At 67.1% G+C, this 18,550-nt stretch carries 15 protein-coding genes and 1 pseudogene; 7 read left to right on the forward strand and 9 right to left on the reverse strand.

From position 1 onward, the window contains the following. Positions 1 to 14: 14 nt before the first annotated feature. The 3 genes from D0T12_RS04825 to D0T12_RS04835 all read right to left on the reverse strand — a co-directional run bounded on the left by D0T12_RS04825 (position 15) and on the right by D0T12_RS04835 (position 2,514). Positions 15 to 1,301, reverse strand: coding sequence for an MAB_1171c family putative transporter (locus tag D0T12_RS04825; RefSeq protein WP_147339386.1), 1,287 nt, complete (start codon positions 1,299 to 1,301; stop codon positions 15 to 17). A gap of 42 nt (positions 1,302 to 1,343) precedes the next feature. After that, positions 1,344 to 1,811 (reverse strand): hypothetical protein, encoded by a 468-nt coding sequence (locus D0T12_RS04830; RefSeq protein WP_147339387.1) that lies wholly within the window; start codon positions 1,809 to 1,811, stop codon positions 1,344 to 1,346. 226 nt (positions 1,812 to 2,037) lie between these two features. After that, a complete protein-coding gene (locus D0T12_RS04835; RefSeq protein WP_199487301.1) occupies positions 2,038 to 2,514 on the reverse strand; it encodes a helix-turn-helix domain-containing protein in 477 nt (158 codons plus the stop codon). 1,191 nt (positions 2,515 to 3,705) lie between these two features. On the opposite strand from D0T12_RS04835, the gene D0T12_RS04840 reads away from it, so the two are divergent. After that, on the forward strand, positions 3,706 to 7,167 hold the full coding sequence (locus D0T12_RS04840; RefSeq protein WP_117398084.1) for a hypothetical protein: 3,462 nt from the start codon (positions 3,706 to 3,708) through the stop codon (positions 7,165 to 7,167). Here D0T12_RS04840 and D0T12_RS04845 read toward each other — a convergent pair. Then, positions 7,151 to 7,900, reverse strand: a complete 750-nt coding sequence (locus tag D0T12_RS04845; RefSeq protein ID WP_117398085.1) for an FkbM family methyltransferase — start codon at positions 7,898 to 7,900, stop codon at positions 7,151 to 7,153. The genes D0T12_RS04840 and D0T12_RS04845 overlap by 17 nt on opposite strands. 348 nt (positions 7,901 to 8,248) lie before the next feature. Here D0T12_RS04845 and D0T12_RS04850 point away from each other — a divergent pair, with 348 nt between their 5' ends. The 4 genes from D0T12_RS04850 (at position 8,249) to D0T12_RS04865 (ending at position 11,965) form a co-directional block, all read left to right on the forward strand. After that, positions 8,249 to 8,737, forward strand: coding sequence for an ATP-binding protein (locus D0T12_RS04850; protein ID WP_117398086.1), 489 nt, complete (start codon positions 8,249 to 8,251; stop codon positions 8,735 to 8,737). A 691-nt stretch (positions 8,738 to 9,428) separates the two neighbouring features. Further along, positions 9,429 to 10,382, forward strand: a complete 954-nt coding sequence (locus D0T12_RS04855; protein ID WP_117398087.1) for a MarR family transcriptional regulator — start codon at positions 9,429 to 9,431, stop codon at positions 10,380 to 10,382. Positions 10,383 to 10,490: 108 nt separating this feature from the next. Then, the gene (locus tag D0T12_RS04860; protein WP_117398088.1) at positions 10,491 to 10,880 is read left to right on the forward strand and encodes a ParB N-terminal domain-containing protein; all 390 of its coding nucleotides are present in this window, start codon (positions 10,491 to 10,493) and stop codon (positions 10,878 to 10,880) included. A 302-nt stretch (positions 10,881 to 11,182) separates the two neighbouring features. Then, complete coding sequence (locus D0T12_RS04865) at positions 11,183 to 11,965, forward strand: hypothetical protein (RefSeq protein WP_117398089.1); 783 nt, start codon at positions 11,183 to 11,185, stop codon at positions 11,963 to 11,965. Positions 11,966 to 12,232: 267 nt separating this feature from the next. On the opposite strand, the gene D0T12_RS04870 is transcribed toward D0T12_RS04865, so the two are convergent. Next, positions 12,233 to 12,553 carry a hypothetical protein gene (locus D0T12_RS04870; protein ID WP_147339388.1) on the reverse strand — a complete coding sequence of 107 codons (321 nt, stop codon included), beginning with the start codon at positions 12,551 to 12,553 and terminating at the stop codon, positions 12,233 to 12,235. Between the two features lie 59 nt (positions 12,554 to 12,612). After that, a complete protein-coding gene (locus tag D0T12_RS04875; RefSeq protein WP_158581417.1) occupies positions 12,613 to 12,987 on the reverse strand; it encodes an ATP-binding protein in 375 nt (124 codons plus the stop codon). A 238-nt stretch (positions 12,988 to 13,225) separates the two neighbouring features. On the opposite strand from D0T12_RS04875, the gene D0T12_RS04880 reads away from it, so the two are divergent. Continuing rightward, the gene (locus D0T12_RS04880) at positions 13,226 to 14,026 is read left to right on the forward strand and encodes a helix-turn-helix domain-containing protein (RefSeq protein WP_117398092.1); all 801 of its coding nucleotides are present in this window, start codon (positions 13,226 to 13,228) and stop codon (positions 14,024 to 14,026) included. Then, on the forward strand, positions 14,017 to 14,202 hold the full coding sequence (locus D0T12_RS04885) for a DUF397 domain-containing protein (RefSeq protein ID WP_117398093.1): 186 nt from the start codon (positions 14,017 to 14,019) through the stop codon (positions 14,200 to 14,202). The genes D0T12_RS04880 and D0T12_RS04885 overlap by 10 nt, the downstream gene beginning before the upstream one ends. A gap of 31 nt (positions 14,203 to 14,233) precedes the next feature. On the opposite strand, the pseudogene D0T12_RS37325 reads toward D0T12_RS04885, so the two are convergent. The 3 genes and pseudogenes from D0T12_RS37325 to D0T12_RS04905 all read right to left on the reverse strand — a co-directional run. After that, positions 14,234 to 14,702 (reverse strand): annotated as a pseudogene (locus D0T12_RS37325) (IS630 family transposase); the annotation flags it as partial. Positions 14,703 to 15,016: 314 nt separating this feature from the next. Beyond that, positions 15,017 to 16,948: a tetratricopeptide repeat protein gene (locus tag D0T12_RS04900; RefSeq protein ID WP_117398094.1), complete on the reverse strand. Its 1,932-nt coding sequence runs from the start codon at positions 16,946 to 16,948 to the stop codon at positions 15,017 to 15,019. Next, on the reverse strand, positions 16,945 to 18,444 hold the full coding sequence (locus tag D0T12_RS04905; protein WP_117398095.1) for an NB-ARC domain-containing protein: 1,500 nt from the start codon (positions 18,442 to 18,444) through the stop codon (positions 16,945 to 16,947). Before D0T12_RS04905 ends, D0T12_RS04900 begins: the two co-directional genes overlap by 4 nt. Positions 18,445 to 18,550 lie beyond the last annotated feature (106 nt).

The raw sequence follows: 18,550 nt of genomic DNA on the forward strand, positions 1-18,550 counted from the left end.
GGGACGATGGGCGGTTATAGGCGTTTCCCAGGCGTGTCCTCACCCGGGTCGTCCTGCCAGTCGACTAGGTCGACCAGGTCTGCCGAGGCGGAGAAGGCCGAGGACACCTGCATCAGCCAGTCGGCTTCGCTGTCCAGATCGACTCCGGGCTCGCCGTTCACCGCGTCCACGCCCTCTTGACCGGTGAGGAGGCGGGGCTCGGTGAGGGGCGCGCTAGGGGTGTGTCCTTCGGGAGGTCGTCCGCATTGGTAGGCGGTCAGGGCCATGCGGACTGAGATCGCTTCCCGCATTGCCGCTGAACGTAGGGCGTCGAGCCCGGCACCACGCGCAGCGGTCTCGGCCCGGCGCTCCGCACCGGCGTCACGGTAGAGCTCCAAGATCAGCAGCGCGTCGCGGATCTCGATCACCCTCCGGTGCACCCCATAGTGGTAGCTGAAGCGATCACGTCCGCTTCTTGGAAGCACGATTTGCGGCATCGCCGTGGCCAGCGCCGTCCACAGGGGTTTAAGCCGTTGATAGGTCCGCCGATACCGCAACGGGGCCGCCACGGCCGGTCCCCATGCGGGCAGGGTCATGCCGATCGTGATCGCCAGGGCCGCGGACACGGGCAACCCGACCGAGAACAGGCACCCGGGAGGATGCACGAGGCCGGGGCACGGCCCATCGTGCCCCGGCACCGGCGGGTCCAGCCGCCACCATTGCGCGACCAACATCACCGTCTTCTCGACCAGATAGACGATCCCCAAAACGCAGCCAACGGTCACGATTCGCAGGCCGCCGCGCAGCGAGGGCCGTGCGGCGGGTCCCGCGTACCGCAAGGTGATCACCGCCAGGCTGGTGAGAGCCCACCCCAAGAAGGTGTCGAAGACCAACATGTAGCCGACCAGTGCGGGACGGTCGCGGTACAAGGGACCGAAGTCCCCGATGACCGGTGGCAGCGGGGTGGCCAGGAACAGGCTGGTCATCGCGCTCACTACGGCCAGCAGCGCCACGAACCACCGGCGGATGCGCGCCCGGGCCTCCTCCGGCGGACAGGTGATGCTCAGCAGGTGCGCCAGGATGGCGAAGGCGGCGACCGTCGTACACAGGTTAGACAGCAGACGACCCAGATTGGGGTACACCTCGTTCTCCACCCGCTGTGCCCCGCTGGAGAGCAACACCAACGCCAGCCCTATCGTGACCAGCAGCAGGCATGTCGAGCCCAGGCCAGGTGGCGGATCAGGTCCGCGGAGGCCGCGTACCTTTCCCCCCGCCGCGACGAACGCCGATGCAGCCACCGTGCAGAACACCAGATCAATCACCGGCGGCCCCCGAACGTACGTGCCATTCGCTCGTGACCGCAGTTAGCGGCTCGGCTCCCCGCTCGTGCGCCCCGTCGTCGACCCGATAGCCACGGCGGGCGAGATCGGCTCGGTGCGCCGCAGCGTCGAGCGGTGCCCCCAGGTCTCCTCCAGACGGCCGAGCACGGCGGCAACGGCTGGGTCGGCGGCGATGACCCGGTCTCGGCCGGGCCGCGACCGCTTCGCAATCAGGGAGGCGAAATACTCGGCTTCGCGCTCCTGCTCGCTGGTGTAGGAGGTGCGTTTCAGCACCGTGCGTACCAGCGCCGGGTTCAGATCAGGCAGCAACATCATGGCCAGGTCCTGGACGGCCACCACGCTCTGGTGGTCGGCGAGCAGATGGCCGATCTCATGCAGCGCGATGTGTTCACGGTGGAACGTCGTGGTTCTCAACGTCGTGTAGACGTAGTCGGTACTAATGGTCGAGACATACATCCCGCACAAGCCGTCCGGCATGGCCGGGACCTGCATCACCCGAAGCTCGCGACCTGTATGGGCGGCGACGCGGGCACAGAACTCCTCAAAGTTCCAAGGATCGGGGACGCCCAGCGCCTCAACACGAGTACGACACCTCCGTCGCAGTGTTCCTCCGCGCACCCTGCGGCCACCTCCCGGTCTCCACGCCCGGCACTCGCGCCCGCCCAACCGGACTCAGTGCAATGCTCTCCTAACTGATTGTGATTGTGTCACAGGTCTCTCAGCTCCCTGGGGAAGAATCGGCATCGTCCGTCCTGCGGTGCTGCTCCAGACGAGCGGTCGACTCGATCAGTTCGCCGACCATCTGCTGAGCCTCGGGCGACAAGCGGAGGAACCCGCGCAGGTGCGCGCCGCGCACCCCGGTGTCGCGCAGCACGGTCAACAACTCGATCTGTTCCTCGACGGCCCTGAACACCTCTTCGTCGAAGAAGTACGAGGGCGGCACTCCGAAGAAGGTGGCCAGGGCTTCCAATACCCGCTTGGTGGGGTTGTCGTGCCTGCCGGTCCGCAGCTTCCACAGGGTGTTGTGCGAGATCTTCTCCCCGGTGAGCTTCTCGATCGCGGAGGCGGCCTCCTGAAGTGAGTATGGCCCGCGTCCACTCGGATGCACCTGGCGGAACAGGAAATCGACCTTGCGGGCCAGGGGCGGCACCGCGGCGTCATCCGCTGTCCCCGGCACAGTCTCATCGCCAGTCACACGGCGCCCCCTTCCCGACTTCGAAGCCCCTTGTCACCAGTATGTCACCGGCATCTGTCACAAGCGCTGCACTTGCGTCTCCCAGGTTGACAAGACGCGCCATTCGCCACTTTTCGGTACTAAGACCCTTTTGAATTATAAGATTCCGGCAATGCCGGGCTTTCTCGTTGGCTCGATGGAAGGATCGGTTGATATATAACGACCCAGTACGGGCATTCCATCTCCGAGGAACGGCGGATTCGGAAGCTGCCCCCAGCACGACGACCTCGACTGCCCAACTTCTGCTTTCAGGCGTGCTCCTGCGAGCTTCGCGCGGTCGCCGCAGCGGTGAGCCGGTTGACGTGCCGGTACGCGACAGCCCACCTGGTTCTGGCCGTCACCCGGTCGACGGCCTTCTCACACCGTCGGTCGAAACGTCCGCGTCCGCGATGACGAGCAACTTCCCTTCGCCCATGACCGCCTGGAGGGACTACTCGTAAGCTGTGACGGTAACCGCGGGTGTGCCTTTACTTGCGGGCGCGACGCGAGAGCAGGCGGTGTCGTGCGCTTACGCGCCCACGGTGCAGGTGCGGTCGGGGGCGACGGCGTGGTGCGGCGCCGAGTGGAGTTGGTGTTCTTACTGGTTCTGGGGGCGGTGACCCTCTTGGCGGGCCCAGGCTTGCAACCTGTATCCAGCCGACGTGGCGTTTTTGCTGCCGAGCCAGCGGCACTCAGCCGGGTTGACCCGCTAATTGTGGCCGAGGTGATGCGGCTCCCACGACACCGCGCGGTTCAGTGGTCCACGACGCCGACACCATGTTTAACTAGGCCTTCGGCCATCTTCGACCACGCCCACCCCCGCGATCCCTGCTGGCCGGACGATCCAGGCCCCCACTGCTGTGACCAGTCCGACCGATGCCGCAACTGGTCCGGGTCCCTGATTACCGCGGCTGCACAAGCCCGCCTCGACCGTCCGGACGCCGTCCGCCGTACTTACCAGCTTCTCGCGGCACGACTCGATGACCTCGATGCCGAACCCGAGGAGGAGACTCGTAAGCTCGTGGATGCCCCAACCTCGACTTCCAAACGAAACTGACGACTAGGGACAACGCACATCGAACGCGCGAACGGCGGTTCTGCGCGATCATCCGGCCAGCGCTCGAGCTGGGAAGACGCATTGTCACGACAGAGGGGATGTGATCGGGTATCGGGGTGGACGTCGACCAGTTCTTCAGCTACGGGCCGCGCGCTCCATTCGAAGTACGAAATGTCTTCACTAACCGGGAAGCCCAGATTAGGGACTTCCGTGACCGCTTCGCCCATCTGGCCGAACGGTCATGGACTGTCGATGAGCTGCTCGACTTCCAGCGTCCGGCGTCCAACCTCATCGCCGTGTGCGGTGAGGGCGGGATCGGTAAGTCCACGCTGGCCAGGCACGTCGCGGGTCTGGCGGTGAGCGGCGAACTGGACGGCCTGCCGCAACGTGGCGCGCACGCGGTACTGGATTTCGCCGACCCTGCCAGTTCGAGCTTCGAGGCTGTCTTGCTGCGGCTTCGTGCGGCGCTGGCGCCGCTGGCCAGGTCGTGGCCCGCGTTCGATGTGGCGTTGGCGGTGTACTGGCAGCGCAAGCACCCCGGCGAGTCGCTGACGGCCTTCCTCCGCAAGGACAACACGGCGGATTCGTTCGGGGTCGCCGACCAGGTCGGTACCGCCGTCGATCAGCTCCTTGGCGGGTTCGGCGCGCTGTCGGTGGCGTACCGGGCGTTGAACCTGCTGGGCCGGACCGCCACGCAGAAGGCACGGTTGAAGCGGCTGCGGGCCGATCTACCCGCGCTCGATCCGATCCTGTCCGAGCAGGACCCCGATCGGATGCTCGGGTACATGCCGGTCCTGCTGGCCGCCGACCTGGAGCAGGCGCGTCGTAAGCGTCCGGCGTTGGCGTTGTGCGTGCTGGACACGTTCGAGAACGTGCAGCGCCTGCCCGCCGAGCGCGGCGGTCTTGAGGACCTGGTGTCGCGGCTGGTGTACCTGATGCCGAACGTCGTCTTCGTAGCGGCCGGACGGTTGGCGGTGCGCTGGCACGAAGAGGCCAAGGCCGTCGCGCTCACCTACGGCGGCGAACGCCGCTGGCCGGGCCTGGCCGGACGCGACCAGCTCGGCCTGGACGGGTTCGACCGAGCATCAGCCGAGGCGTACCTGACCGCGCGACTAACCGTGGACGGGACTCCCGCGATCGGGCCCGGCATCCGAAGCCGCATCGTCGCGGGATCCGGTGGATCTCCGCTCTACCTCGATCTGTCGGCCGGGCTGTTCGGGCAGTACCTCGCACGCGGGGAAGCACCGCCCGCCGAGGCATTCGGGCTCGGGTTCCCCGAGCTGGTGTTGCGAACAATGCGGGACCTCTCGGCCCCCGACCGCGACCTGCTGCGGGCGGCGGCGCTGCTGGAGGCGTTCGACGAAGACGTCCTGCACGCCGTACTACCCCAGATGCGGCTCAGGCAGATCGAACGGTTCGTACAACGCCCGTTCGTCCGCCAAGACGAGACGGTGTGGCCGCCGTACCGGCTGCACGAGAACCTGCGCCGCAGCGTGGCCGAATGCGACGCCGACACCGACGACGGCTGGACACCGGCCGAACGCGCGCACAACGCCGAACGAGCCATCGAGCACCTGACACGCGCCGCGTTGACGGTCTGGGACGACGACGCCGACCATCCGGTTCCGTTGGGGGTGCGTAGCAGGCGATGCGTGGCGGCGTTCCTGCTCGTCCTGCATGCCGCCCACGAGCACCGGCTGACACCGCGAACGTTGGGCGATCTCGCCTACAGCCTCACCGTGCTCGGCCATTGGCAGGTGCTGGTGTCCCTGCCTGAACTACCGGACTCGCCGGAACTGAATCGGCTGACCGCGGTTGCGCGACTGACCGCACGCGCGGACGTCAACGCTGAGGACCGCTACCAGGCGCTGCGCGAGCTGATCGGTGAACCGGAAGGCCCGTACGCCGACTACTACCGGCACGAGCTGGCCAGCCGCGCGCACATCATCGGCAAGGTCGAGGAGGCAGCCGCCCACCTGTCCGGGATCGAGCCCGCGTCCCTGATCGGTGCAAGCGGCCGCTTCGGGCTGGCCGACAACGCGCTACGCCGCAGCGACTACCGCTCAGTCGCGCGGCTGATGGACGGCGCCTCACAAGCGGGCCCCGACCAGGTGCGCGCCGCTGACCTGCTCGGCCACACCCACCTGCACAACGCCCGTTTCGCCGAAGCGGCCCAATTCTTCGAGACGACCCTGGACGCGGCCCGCGAAGCCAACGCCCCCCTGTGGGAAGCGCGCGCACTACGACACCTCCTACTGGCGCTGATGTGGTACGACCCGGACCGCACCATGTCACTGCTCGGCCGGGCCCGGGAGCTGAACGGTTCGGCCGGGGAACCGATCGGCCTCGCCCAGTGCGACATGGCCGAGGCGATGGCCCGCGCCCTTCGCGGCGAACACCACGCGGCCGCCGCCCTCCTAGAAGCAGCGGCACGCCGGTTCGGCGAACTCGGCGCCTCCCGTGAGCTACTGCCCGTCGAGGCGCTCCAAGTCCTCCTGGACGCCTCCGGCGGCCGAATGGCGGAAGCCACCCGCACGGCACGAAACCTGACCGACGACTGCCTCCCTGTGTGGGCACCGGTGACCCGCGCGTGGGCAGGGCTGGACGCCGACTTCACCGCCATCGCCTGGCTGGACGACCCGGACGCGGCCCGGCGCCGCTGGTCACAGGCCCTGACACGGCTACGGAAACCGATCTGCGGGCCGCTGGACGTCGGCGACCACCGCGCGCTGATCCCAACCGGCCGGGTGCCCGACGCGCTCGTCGAGACGGCGATCCGCGAAGCCCTGCGAAGCCCCGCATTCGACGGCCCACGCGAGCCCGTTGACGCGGTGGGGACGCTCGGCACCGACGGCGTCGTGTCGGGCGAGCGGACGGTCGTGAAAGTGCGTCGACGGATGCACGAACGGCTGGAGACCGTCCGCAACTTCGACAAGCTGCGCGCCACGACAGGCATAAAGGCCCCACGACTCCTGGACACGGGAACCGCAGGAGAAGCGTGGTGGGCGGTCCTGGAACGCCTCCCCGGCACGCCCGCAGATCACCCCACCCCCGCGCGCCAACACCAGCTCGGCCGCCAACTGCGCCAATGGCACTCACAGCCTCCCGGCGATGGCCTGCGCCTGGACGACTCTGGCGCCTTGGGCGTCCTCCTGGGCTGGGCCCGATCGACCGCCCCAGACGCCTACCCCGCCCTCGCCGAGCACATCGCCGCGGCCTGCCAAGGACTCCCCATCACCGCGATCCACGGCGACGTCGCGGTCTGCCACAACACCCTGTTCGACGGCGACACCCTCACCGGACTACTCGACCCGGGCGCGACCGAGGCCGGGCCACCGATGCTCGACCTCGCCTGGGCCCTGGCCGTCGACATGCCACGCGGCGCCCAGCCCGGCCCGCTGATCGACGGCTACGGCAGCGACGCCGTCGACCACGACGCCCTGGCCGCGCTGCTGCCACTGATGATGCTGCGACGCCTCATCGACGCCCCGTCCCTGGGCCTCGCCGACACCGACGGCGCATGGCTCACACGATGGCTCCGCGACCACCATCCCGACCTGCTCACCCTGGCCCAATAAGCCCGGCCCGACGGGCACACGCATACGGGATGTAGTTATCCAGCACATTTGCGGGCACAGAAAGCCGCCCGCGAAGCTCGTCCTCGTCGTCGCGGGCGTAGAAGCGGTTGAGGCCGTCGAACAGCGCCAGCTTGTATCCGGCCGCCAGAACGAGCGGCTCCCACTCCTGGTGACTCGGCTGCGTGGTCAACGGAACGGTCGCCTCAACCACGATCGCCCGCGGCCGCCACACCCTCAGATCGGCCGACCGCAACACGGCGGCCTCCGCCCCCTCCACGTCAACCTTCAACAGGTCGAACCCCGGTTCGGCATACGCGTTCAGAACCGCCTCCAAGGTGACGACCTCGACGCGCAACTCCTCATACCGCCAACCGTCCGCCAGATGCCCCTCCAGAACATCCCTGCGCAACGTGCTAAGCCCACCACCACCAGCCATCCCCGCACCCGGAACGACGCGGAAGAACGACGCGTAACCCGGCTCGTCTCCCACAGCCACACGCAGGTTCACATGACCCGGCCGAGCCCGCTCAAGACGTGCGTGGCGCTCGGGCAACGGCTCGATGTTGACACCCCGCCACCCGAGGCCGTCCACCAGGTTCTTGGTCAGCGACCCACTGACCGGCTCGCCGGCCCCAACATCCACAAAGAACCCACCCCGCTGGCCAGCGAAGGCGCGCATCAGCACAACATCCTCAGCATTCCCCGCGTACGCGATCAAGTCATAGCCACTCACCCCGCCAATCTACGGGCCGCCTCGTTCTTTCTTCAGCAACCTCACACTGTCATGAGGAGGCCGAAACTTCGACGTCCGACACCTCATGGCTGTCAGGCCAACAGGCCCTCGCGTGGCGACCGTAGACTCCAGGACCCAGTTCGTGGGCGATGGATTCACTCGCCGCGGCCATGCCAGGTGCTTTTCGCTAGAAGCAGCAGATGTATCTATTGAACGGGTTTGGCGGCCGAAAGTTAGTAGGCTTGACAAATCGATGCGAGGTGTTCCTTGATGGCGGTCGGTCCGCCGCGCTAATTCGCTGCTAATGGAAACGCGGCGGCGGGGCGGCCGGTCAGGAGGATGCAAGGAATGGCGACACTCGATCTCAAATCCGCGGGCCCGCTGCGTTGCGCGTCGATGTCCTGGCGGCGCGCATTTCCGGGGCGGGTGGACCAGATTCCGATGGCGCGACAGTTCGCGATGTTCCTGTTCGCTGAGACCTCGATCGTCTCGGACGTGGGCTTCGTGGTGACCGAGCTGTCCTCGAACGCCGTCCGCCACACCCGGTCGGGCGAGCGCGGGGGCTGGTTCACGGTCGAGCTGGTGGTCGGCGGCCTGGCCTATGTCGGTGTGAGCGACCTCGGCGGCGGCGGATACCCCACGGTGCGGTACGACCCGATCGACGGCCCCCTCGACAATGAGGGCGGTCGGGGTCTACGGGCGGTCTCGCGGGTGGCCGCAACGATGGGTGTCCATGGAAGCCCGAGCACAGGGCACATCGTCTGGGCGGACCTGATCTGTACCGACAACCGGCGAGAGGAACCGGCGCTGGTCACGCCGAAGACTCCGGCTGCGTAGGCGGGACCAGCCTGTCCTTACCAGGCTGGTCCCACACTCAGCTTAAGGGCCAAGCTCAGGCCCCGCCCGCACACCGAGTCAAGCGCGGGCGGGGTCTTGCTCACTCACGGTTCCGTGGACGGACGAGGCGACCGGGGGTGTGATCGGGGGAGTGACCGGGGGGTTGTCTATGGACGCCCCTGTCTCACACCGGTGTCTACGCAGGTCACGGCGCTGATCGGGTGGGGTGACGGTGCGCCCGGATATCCCCCAAAGGGGGCATGGATAGGTGTGGTCGCTCGCCGGGATGAGGACTTCGTCGATCCCCCAACAAGCAATTTCCTTTCCGCTCCCAAGCCAACCGCCAAACCACACCCGCGCACAGGCCGTCCCCGCGTCGCATGAAGGCGCGGCGACAAGGCGGCCTCGCACCGGGCCGAGGCGAACGACATCCCAAAAGGCCGAGGCTGAAACGCGCGAGCCCGGCGTCGCCAAATTCCGTGGTAGGCGCCGGGGTTGGGCGCGCACGCCGGGGCAGCCCGAACTAATAAAACATTGTTTACCTAGGTAAGCCTCTCCAGCCGTTCCGGCTACCAAATTAGTCGGCGCTCCGTGTTGCATTCGCCGCGTCATCGAGAAATGGTCGTCATGGCGGACGACGCCGGGCGGGAAAGTCCCGCCGAATCGGTCGTCATTTCAGGAGGCAGAAACAATGGCGAACATCATCACCACCGCGACCCCGGACGCGGCCACTACCGCCCCGGCGAACGGCACGGCGGACGGACGGCCGGGCGGCGCGTCCGGGGCCGTGTGGGACGCGCTGAACGCCGCGCCGGACGGTGCGACCGTGGCGGCGTTGGCCGACGCGTCCGGAACCAGCCGCGCGACCGTGACCAAGGCACTGACGGCGTTCGCGGACGCCGGACTAGCCACCCGGACGCCCGGTCAGGGCACCGGACGGGGCCGCACCCCGGACGTGTGGGCCCCGGTCCCCACCACGGCCGCCACCGGGGCCGCTGACCCCGCCACGGCCGTCCCGACGGACGACGCGGCAGGCACCGACGCCCCTCCGCCGCCGGACGCCACCGGGACGGGCGTCATCTCACCGGACACCCTCGCGAACGCCATGCAGGTGCTGTCAGATGAGGCCGACCGGCGCGCGGCGGCGGCTGAGTCACTGCGCAAGGCGCAGAAAGAGGAGGCGGAACGGCGCGCACGGGTCGACGCCGAGCTTCGTAAGGCCGAACAGCGCGAAACCGCCCGGGTCATCCTGACCGACCTTCTGAGCACGGTCACCACCACCCTCGCCGCGATAGCGGCCGACGACGAGGAGCGCATCACGCGCGGCATGGAAGACATAGCGCGCTACGCCGGTAGCGTCCGCCGCACCAATCGCGCCACCACCGGGACGCGGACGCCACGCACGACCGGCGACCGTAGCGCGCCGTCACCGCTGCGCCCCCTCGTCGCCGAGCACCTGATCGCCTACCCGGACAAGGAATTCACGCCCGGTGAGATCGCCAAGGTCCTGGACCGGTCATCCGGTGCGGTCGCCAATGCCCTCGACACCCTCGTCTCACGTGGCGAGGCGGTCCTGACCTGTGAAAGTCCGCGCCGCTTCCGTGCCGCTGCTAGCGCCGACGCGGACAGCGCGAATACCCCGTGAACCGTAGGCGGGGCGGACGGGTAGCGCCCCGTCCGCCCCGTCATGACCCGGGTCTCACGACCCCTACCCCAACGCTGAAAGAGGCTGTCATGACCAAGGAGACGCTACATGTCCGGTGATGCGACCGGCACCACCTCGCACGACACCGAACACGGCCCCTATGACCAGGTGTTCGTCCTGCTCGGTTGGGCATGGGACGTCGCTGCCGCCGCACGGGCGTCCACCCGCTACACGGTCACGCACGCGAACGTGTCAGAGATCGGCGCGCTCGGCGCGCTCATCCGCGTCGACGCCGATTACGCGGAGACGGTGGATCTGTCCCGACCGCTGTTGGCCGTGCCACTTCCCGAGGTGAGGACACCCATCGTGATCGACGGATGGCACCGGATCCACAAGGCGCGGGAAACCGGCGTCGCCGAACTGCCGGTCATCTTCCTGGACGCCCACGACGAACGCGCATGCCGCCTCATGGGCGGCAGTGTCCGGCGCCGCTGGTAGGGACCGGCAGGGACAGCACACCGCGCCACGCGCGACAAAGGGGCCCGGGTAGGCGGAACGCCACCCGGGCCCCGCACGCGCCGCCGTCCGCGCGGCCCCGCACGCGCCGCCGTCCGCGCGGCCCCGCACGCGCCGCCGTCCGCGCGGCCCCGCACGCGCCGCCGTCCGCGCGGCCCCGCACGCGCCGCCGTCCGCGCGGCCCCGCACGCGCCGCCGTCCGCGCGGCCCCGCACGCGCCGCCGGGCGTGCAGGGCCATAAACCGGGTGGCGCTTAGGTGATCGCCTCCCCACACTGTGTGCTTATGACGAAGCAGACGCTCACCTGCCCGAACCTGTCCAAGCTGTTCGGGCGGATCGAAGGGTACGCCGGGGAAGAGAACGTCGTTTATCCGCCGCCCCCCGAGCCTCGCAGTTCGTTGGCGGCGGATGCGAACACTCTTCAGGGCAAGTGGTTCACGACGCCCATCTACACGTCCTTCGGGGCTGGTGTCGAGCAGGTCTACGTTCTGCGGCGTAACATCACAGAGTTGGAATGGCTCGGGACGGTCTACCCCTACGCGCTACTCAGAAGCGCCTTGGAGAACTTCGCGCACGTTGCATGGCTGCTCAACGGTAAGACACGAGACGAACGACGTACCCGGGCCCTGCAGACCTGGGCGTACGACTTCGAACAGCGCGGGAAGTATGAGGATGAAATCGGGCACGCCCCGGAACCGCCTGCCAAGCGAGGGAGTGAGCGTCGGGGCGAGATCCTTCAGCTCGCCAAAGATCTGGGTCTGCCGGATAACCGGGTCGGGGCCAAGCTCAACATGGTGGACATGATCAAGAGAGCTGCCGAAGATGCGGGCTTCACACCCAGTGAGCCCGTCGCGGCGTGGCGGATGGCCTCCGGGTTCGTGCACGGGCGCGTCTGGCCGAACCTGCGAGCCTCTGAACCCACCGGCGCGGTCGCCATCGACGGCGGTGCGTGGATACGGTTCGTGATCTCTGATGAGAAGCTCGATGAGATCGCCCTCTGGTGCGATCGGTTCCTCGCGCACTCGCTGGATGTCTACCGCAAGCGCCGTCAGGCCCCGGACTATTGACGAGAATGTCATTTCGGGGTGAGACCGCGACCCCACCTGTCGCTTCTGCTGCCGGACACCAAGAACCCCCTGATCTTCGCCGCGCGCCTTCAGCGAGATCAGGGGGTTCGTGTACGGCCTCGTCCCTCTCTCCCGTGGGGAGGAAGAGAGGGACGAGGCTGAGTGGACGCAGCACCCTCTGTCCCCTTGCTAGGGATCTACTGCGTCAACTCGGGGAGAGGGAGGGGCCTTCCCACCCCGACAGGCGCGCGCGTCCCTCGTGTGGTCTCACCAGGCGTTGCCCGGAAACATCCTGTGCTTGAGCAGCTTGTCGGTCTGGTCGGCCGCCGCCTTCACGTCTCCGCACGGTGAGAGGTAGCCGAACCTTCCGCGCTGAGCCTCGTGGTAGGCCCACATTCCGCCCGAAACGGCTCGTGCGCTTACGACGGTCCCCACGTGGCTGTGCGGGCCCGGGACGTACACCCAAAGGAACGGCTCCCAGAGCGCGGGAAGGGCGACCGGGACCGGGAACTCTTCGGGGCGGTAGAGCCGGATGGCCCGGTAACCCAGAGGCTTGAGTGCCGCGCTGAGCGTGTCCAGGTACCGCACGGCCGTCGATCGTCCGAGGTGCGTGCGCAGCCGTAGCACGCGCCGCTCAACCCGGACGCTCAGCGGTCGAGTTTGGCCCATACGATCTTTCCCCCTCCAGTGATTGGTCGCACGCCCCACTCCCGGACCAGAAGTGACATCATGAAAAGTCCGCGCCCTGACTCGGCGGTTTCTTCGATCTCCTGAATGACCGGCATATTTTTGCTCTGGTCCCAGACCTCCACGACCACCGCGCCGTCGCGCTCGTCCTCGAATATTCGGATGACGATCTGTCCAGTTTCGACGTGTTCGTAAGTGTTGGTTACCAATTCGTTGACGACTGTCCGTCCCGCGTAGTCGTCTTCGATTCCGAGATCGCTGAAGCACTTTGCGAGGAAGTCTCTGGAGAGACGCGGCGCGTGGGCGGTGGAATCTACGACCAGCTCGTGCACCACGGTCCTACCCCCTACATCGATCATGGCCAGTCGCCTCCGGGCTCGATTGCGCGCACTTGTTTGGATTGCGCCGTAACGGCTAGTCGAATCATTGCCCCTGTGGCACGCTGAGTGGTGAAGTGTTCACGATGACCAGCCGAACCCGGGTCGATCCCCTTAATGATCTAGCCGTCGCTGGCCATCGCTAGCCATCACTGGCCGTCAGAAGCCGAGACATGCAGAAAGCGAGCGTGGAAAGATGCCGCAGCGTCCGAGAGATCTCCACCCATGGGAGTCGCCGGAAGCACTGTTCGGGAGCGAACTGCGGTACTACCGGGAGGCGGCAAAGTTGTCATGCGCCCAACTCGCGAACAAGATTCCGTTCTCGAAGAGCACGATTAGCGCGGTAGAAAGGGCCGAGCTTCGGTGTGACCGCAGTCTCGCGGTCGCGGCCGATCCGGTTCTCGACACACGCAACGCCCTCACCCGTCTCTGGGACGGGCTCTTCAAGGGATCGGGAGCAGTGCCCATCTGGTTCACGGACTGGTACAAGCATGAGCCGGACTCGACGTACATCCGCAGCTATCAGCCGCTCGTTGTGGACGGTCTACTACAGACCCCCGCCTACGCCCGTGCGTTGCTCGATGGAAACGAGGCAGCGGTAGAGACTCGCATGGCGCGGCAGGAAATCCTGGCGCGAGAGAACGCCCCCACCTTGCTGTGCGTGCTCGATGCCTCGGTTCTGTACCGCGACGTTGGCGGACAGGAGGTCATGCACGAGCAGCTCATGCACCTCATCGAGGTGTCATCACCAAAGGTGAGAATCCAGGTCGTGCCCAGTATTCAGCACGGTGGACTGTCAGGCGGCTTCGTAATCGGTACGCTTACCGATGGTAGCGAGGTAGCATATCGAGACGGTGTCCTACGAGGCGACACAACTACCGACCGTGGGGACATCACGAGCCTCACTGAGACCTTTGCTCTCATTCAAGCACATGCGTATCCACTGAGCCAGTCTGCAGCTCTAATAGAGAAAGTGGCGAAAGAAAAATGGACTTGAGTGACGCCAAGTGGCGCAAGGCTTCGCGTAGCGGTGACAACGGTGGTCACTGTGTCGAGGTCGCGAGCGTTCCGAACATGATGGCAATTCGTGACAGCAAAGACCCCCATGGCTCCATGATCCTCGTAGGCCGCGAGGACTTCCGGCGTTTCACTGAGACCCTCAAGAACATTTAGCGCGGTGACCATAAACGTCCACCGGTTCTGGTCATGCGGCCCTTGGGGTGCGGACGTCCCCAGTGTGGTTGTTCCGGGTGCATTCGCGGTGCTGGGCGGCCAGGACGTCGGGGTGGCGGGCGTGGGCGTTGCGCCACCGCAGGTAGGCATAAATATCCCAGGCGAGCGCGGTGTGGTTGGGATGGTCGGGATTGCCCGTCACGAAGGTGCGTAGCGGCCCGAACTGGGCGTCGATCGAATTGGCCCAGGACGTGATGGTCGGGGGTGGAAGCACAGCTCGACCTTGTTCTTGCGCGTCCAGGCGCTCATGGCGGGGATCTTGTTGGATGACAAGTTGTCTAGGTGGTGGTAGGTCGTCGGCAGTCGGTCGCTGCCCTGCTCGGCCCATCCGGTGCCGGGGTGGTCTGGATCGACAAGGGCCCGAACTCATCGAAGGCGAAGCATCGGTCCGGGAACCGGGTCGCGACCTGTTCGATGCGGTCCAGTTTGGCGTCAGTGTTTGTGTCGGTGGTGTCCAGGTCAACGGCTTCCACAGGAGGTGCGCCGACACACGCAGCGCCATCGACGCCTTCGACAAGGGACGACTGCGACACGTTCGACGTCAAGGACGTGATCGTCGCGGCCTACAACGTCGACGCCACGTAGATTGTCGGGCCGCGGCTCCTCTGCCTCGAGCCGGGAAACGAAGAGCAAGTCCCTTCGCTTTCGAGCGTTGGATCCCACGAAGGCTTGATGGGCCTCCAGCCGCCAGGACGCAAGTTCCGGCGACTGTCCTCTTGGGGGCGGATAGTGCTCGGCGTAGCGGCACTTGCATCTACGGATCGTCGGTGGGCATGGGGAGATCTTCGGATAGCCCCTGTCGGTACAAGAGGTACCAGGCGCAGTAGTCGCCTGCAGTGGCGCGGGCGGCCAATTCTTCCAGCCGCCCTTCCTCGGCGAGCAGGTCGCAGAGCTTCTCTGAGTTCCCAGCGAACAGTGAATACCCGGCGAGCTTCATTGAGTCATCGGCGTCGGCCAGCATCCGTAGGAGGTCGATGGCCTCCGGTATCCGTTCGTCTCGTCCTGCCGGTGGCGACTGGTTCTCGTCGTCCAAGAGAACCTCTACAAGGCGATCGGCCGCGATGAGGTCGCCGCCGTGTGCCCGTGCGCGCAACTCGTCGAGATGGCCCCTCTTCGTGAGCAGGTCAGCGTACTCGCTACGGGCGGGCCCATCACCGGCGTCGGCTCGGGCACACAACTCCTGCAGCCGACCGCTCCCCACCAGAAGTCGGGCGAGTCTCCAACCGGCATGTTCATCACCGGCGTCGGCGCGTGCCACCAGTTCCGCCTCGCGCCCCTCGTCGTCGAGCAGTTCGGCGTACCGGCGGCGGGCGTCTTCATCCCCGGCCTCGGCGCGGTCTCGTAGTTCCGCTTGCTGGCCGGTGCGAACGAGAAGATCGGCGAACCGCCAGGCGGCATCCTTGTCGCCAGCGTCAGCGCGCTGTCTCAGCTCCGCCACCTCGCCTTGTTGCGCGAGTGCCTTGGCGAGTCGGCGGGCTGCCTGACTGTCGCCGGCGTCGGCCCCTGCCCGGAGGTGGTCCAACGGAGCCAGCGCCCGGGCGATGTCGTCGAGGACCCGCCTGGAGGCCGCCTGCCCACGGGCGTCACCCGTCCGGGTGAAGAGTTCCAGGGCGACGTCGTATCCCGCCGCCGCGGCCGCCAGGTGACTGGTCTCGACCGCCGCCGAGGCGACCGCGTACGCTGCTGCCGCCTGCAGACCGTTATCCCCGACCTCCTGGTACAGGCTGAAGGCCAGGGCAGGACTCGCGATCTGCACGGTGATGCTCTGGAACGCTCGGCTCATGCCCTCGGCCATCTGGTCTCCGATGCGGGAGATCGCTTCGACCAGTTCCGAGAAGGGATCGTCCTTCGCGGCCTGTGAGCCGGTGGCCGCGTCTTCGAGCACTCCGGTGATGTTCGCAACCGCGTCGGCAACGGTCGAGTCCATCTCGTGGTGCTGTTCCGGTACGGTCACGGATGCTATTTGCAGTAGGTCGCGGCCGACTTGGCCAAGTCCGGCGTCCACCGCCGCAGCGACCAGATCTCCCCGTGTAGGGCGGCCGGGACGGCCGCGCGCTTGACGGCACAGATCGGACGCGCGCTCGAATCGAGCCATCGCTTGCGCGCCGTTGCCCCGTTCGAGTTCCACGATTGCCAGGCCCCATGCCGCGTCCGCCTCAGCGCGGTCGTCTCCGGCTCGCCGGTAACACGCTGCGGCCTGTTCGAACAGTGTCTCCGCTTGTGCGAGGTCGCCGCGCAGCCGCGCCACCGTGGCCAGCCCCAGGTCCGCTTCGGCCTGCCCGTATTCATCGTCGTCAACAACGGACCGGGCCTCGTTAAACCTGTCAGCGGCCTCGTGGACGTCAAGGTCGCCCAACGCGTGCCAGCCGAAGCCCCATTGGGCCGCCGCCCGTCCCTGCGGGTCGCCTTGTTCCGTGGCGGCCTCGTTCAGGCGGGTGCACAAGTCCCGTCTGGGGCGGCCCGTCGACCGGAGCCAGTGCCCGGCCAGGGCCGCCAGTGTCGGGCCGTGCACCCAGCCGAGGTCGAGCGCCACATGGGCGCATCGTTCGAGTTCGTCGGTGGCTTCGGCCAGCCAGATGCCGCCCGGCTGGCCGTCCGGCCCACGGCCGCCCCGTGCGGCTGCCGAACGCGCCGTGTCCAGAAGATGCGCGAGAAGGCGTTGCTGCGCTTCGGCGGTGGAGTTCATACGGCAGCCAACTCCCTGACGTAGGGGAGGAAGAGGTCGTGCACCGCGAACCGACGGCCCACGTGGTCGACAGTCACCAGAAGGCTGTACTTTCGGAGCTCGGCGATCCGCACCGCAGCATCGGACCGCTGGATGCCCCAGAGTGCGGCGAGTGACGCGGCGTCGAAGTCGGGGCCGGGATGCGCACCGCACAGGCGCATCGATTGCTGCTGCCTGTGGCCGAGGTGCTGGTAGGAGACTTCGAACGCCGCCCGCACCGGACGTTCCGCGTCGTCAAGATCCTGCAGCGGGTACGCGGCCCGGTGCATCCGGTCGATCAGGTCGGCTGGCTGAACGGTGTCGAGGAGCGGTCCGACGGCACACAGTGCCAGCGGCAGGTGCCCGCACAGCTCAGAGATCTCCGTCAGAGGCTCGTCGGACGGGTGTTCACCGTGGTCGGGCAAGTACCGTCGAAGCAGGGAGATCGCGGCCGCGGTGGAAAAGGTGTCGACGTCGACCGAACGCCGGGTACCGAGGCCGTCAAGCCGCTTGCGGCTGGTGACCAGCACCAGCGACCTGGACGAGGCCCCCGGCAGCAAGGGCTCCACGCGGTGTTCCGAAAGCGCGTTGTCCAGCACCAACAGTACGGCTCGGTCCGCCAGCCACGCCCGCCACAGTTCCGACTTCTCCGCCAGATTGCGGGTTTGGACGTCGGGGGGATGGCCGACCTGCCGCAGCAGGCCGGCGAGCACATCATCGGTCGACCGTGGTTCCTCTCCGGGGGTGAAGCCGTGGAAATCGACCCACAGGCGGCCATCTGGGAACCGCTCCGAGATGCGTGCGGCGAAAGCACTGGCGAGAGTGGTCTTGCCGACGCCGCCCATGCCATGCAGGGTCAGCACTACCGATGACCCGCCAGTGCCCTCGGGCTGGACGCTCAGCTGCTCCAGCCGGGCCAGTTCCTCCTGGCGGCCCACCATCAGCTCTGGTGGCCCGACCAAGGTGTCGACGGCGCCCGAGGCGCCGTTTCCCGCCACGAGGTGCCGCCGTATCTCGGCCAGCTGATCCCGCACCCACTGCTCGAAGCCCTGCCGAACGAATTCCGGCAGGCCGCCCTGCTCCAACACGAGCTGGCGGGCGGAAGCCAGCAGGGCCGAGTGAGTCATCGCGACGAGGCGATCCAAGTCGAGACCTAGCCGGTCAAGAATCTGCGCACCGGTATCGCGACCGTCGGTGAACGGCTGGACCAGCAGCGGCTCGAGCTGCAGGCGCAGCGCCTCCAGTGGCTGTGCCGGCAGGTGCGGCAAATCGGCAGCCGGGGCGCGCAACTGCCTGCTCAACGCATCGATGATCGAGTTCGCGTCCGGTCCTTCGGGCAGTTCCTCTCGAACCCGAGCCATCGTCTCGTCTACCAGCGCGTTCGCCTCCCGCCGTTTGGTCAGCGCACCCCTGCCCTGACCGAGCCCAGCGGAGAGCATCTGCTCGACGAACAAGCCGACGAAAATCTCCAGTACCACGTGGTTTTCCTTTCAAAGCCACACCACGCGAATCGCCGACGCGGCGATCAACGCCCTCCGTAACGGCAGGGTCACGCACCGGATTAGTCTAGTGCGGTAAGCACGA

The organism is Actinomadura spongiicola, assembly GCF_003432485.1.
Lineage (GTDB): Bacteria > Actinomycetota > Actinomycetes > Streptosporangiales > Streptosporangiaceae > Spirillospora > Spirillospora spongiicola.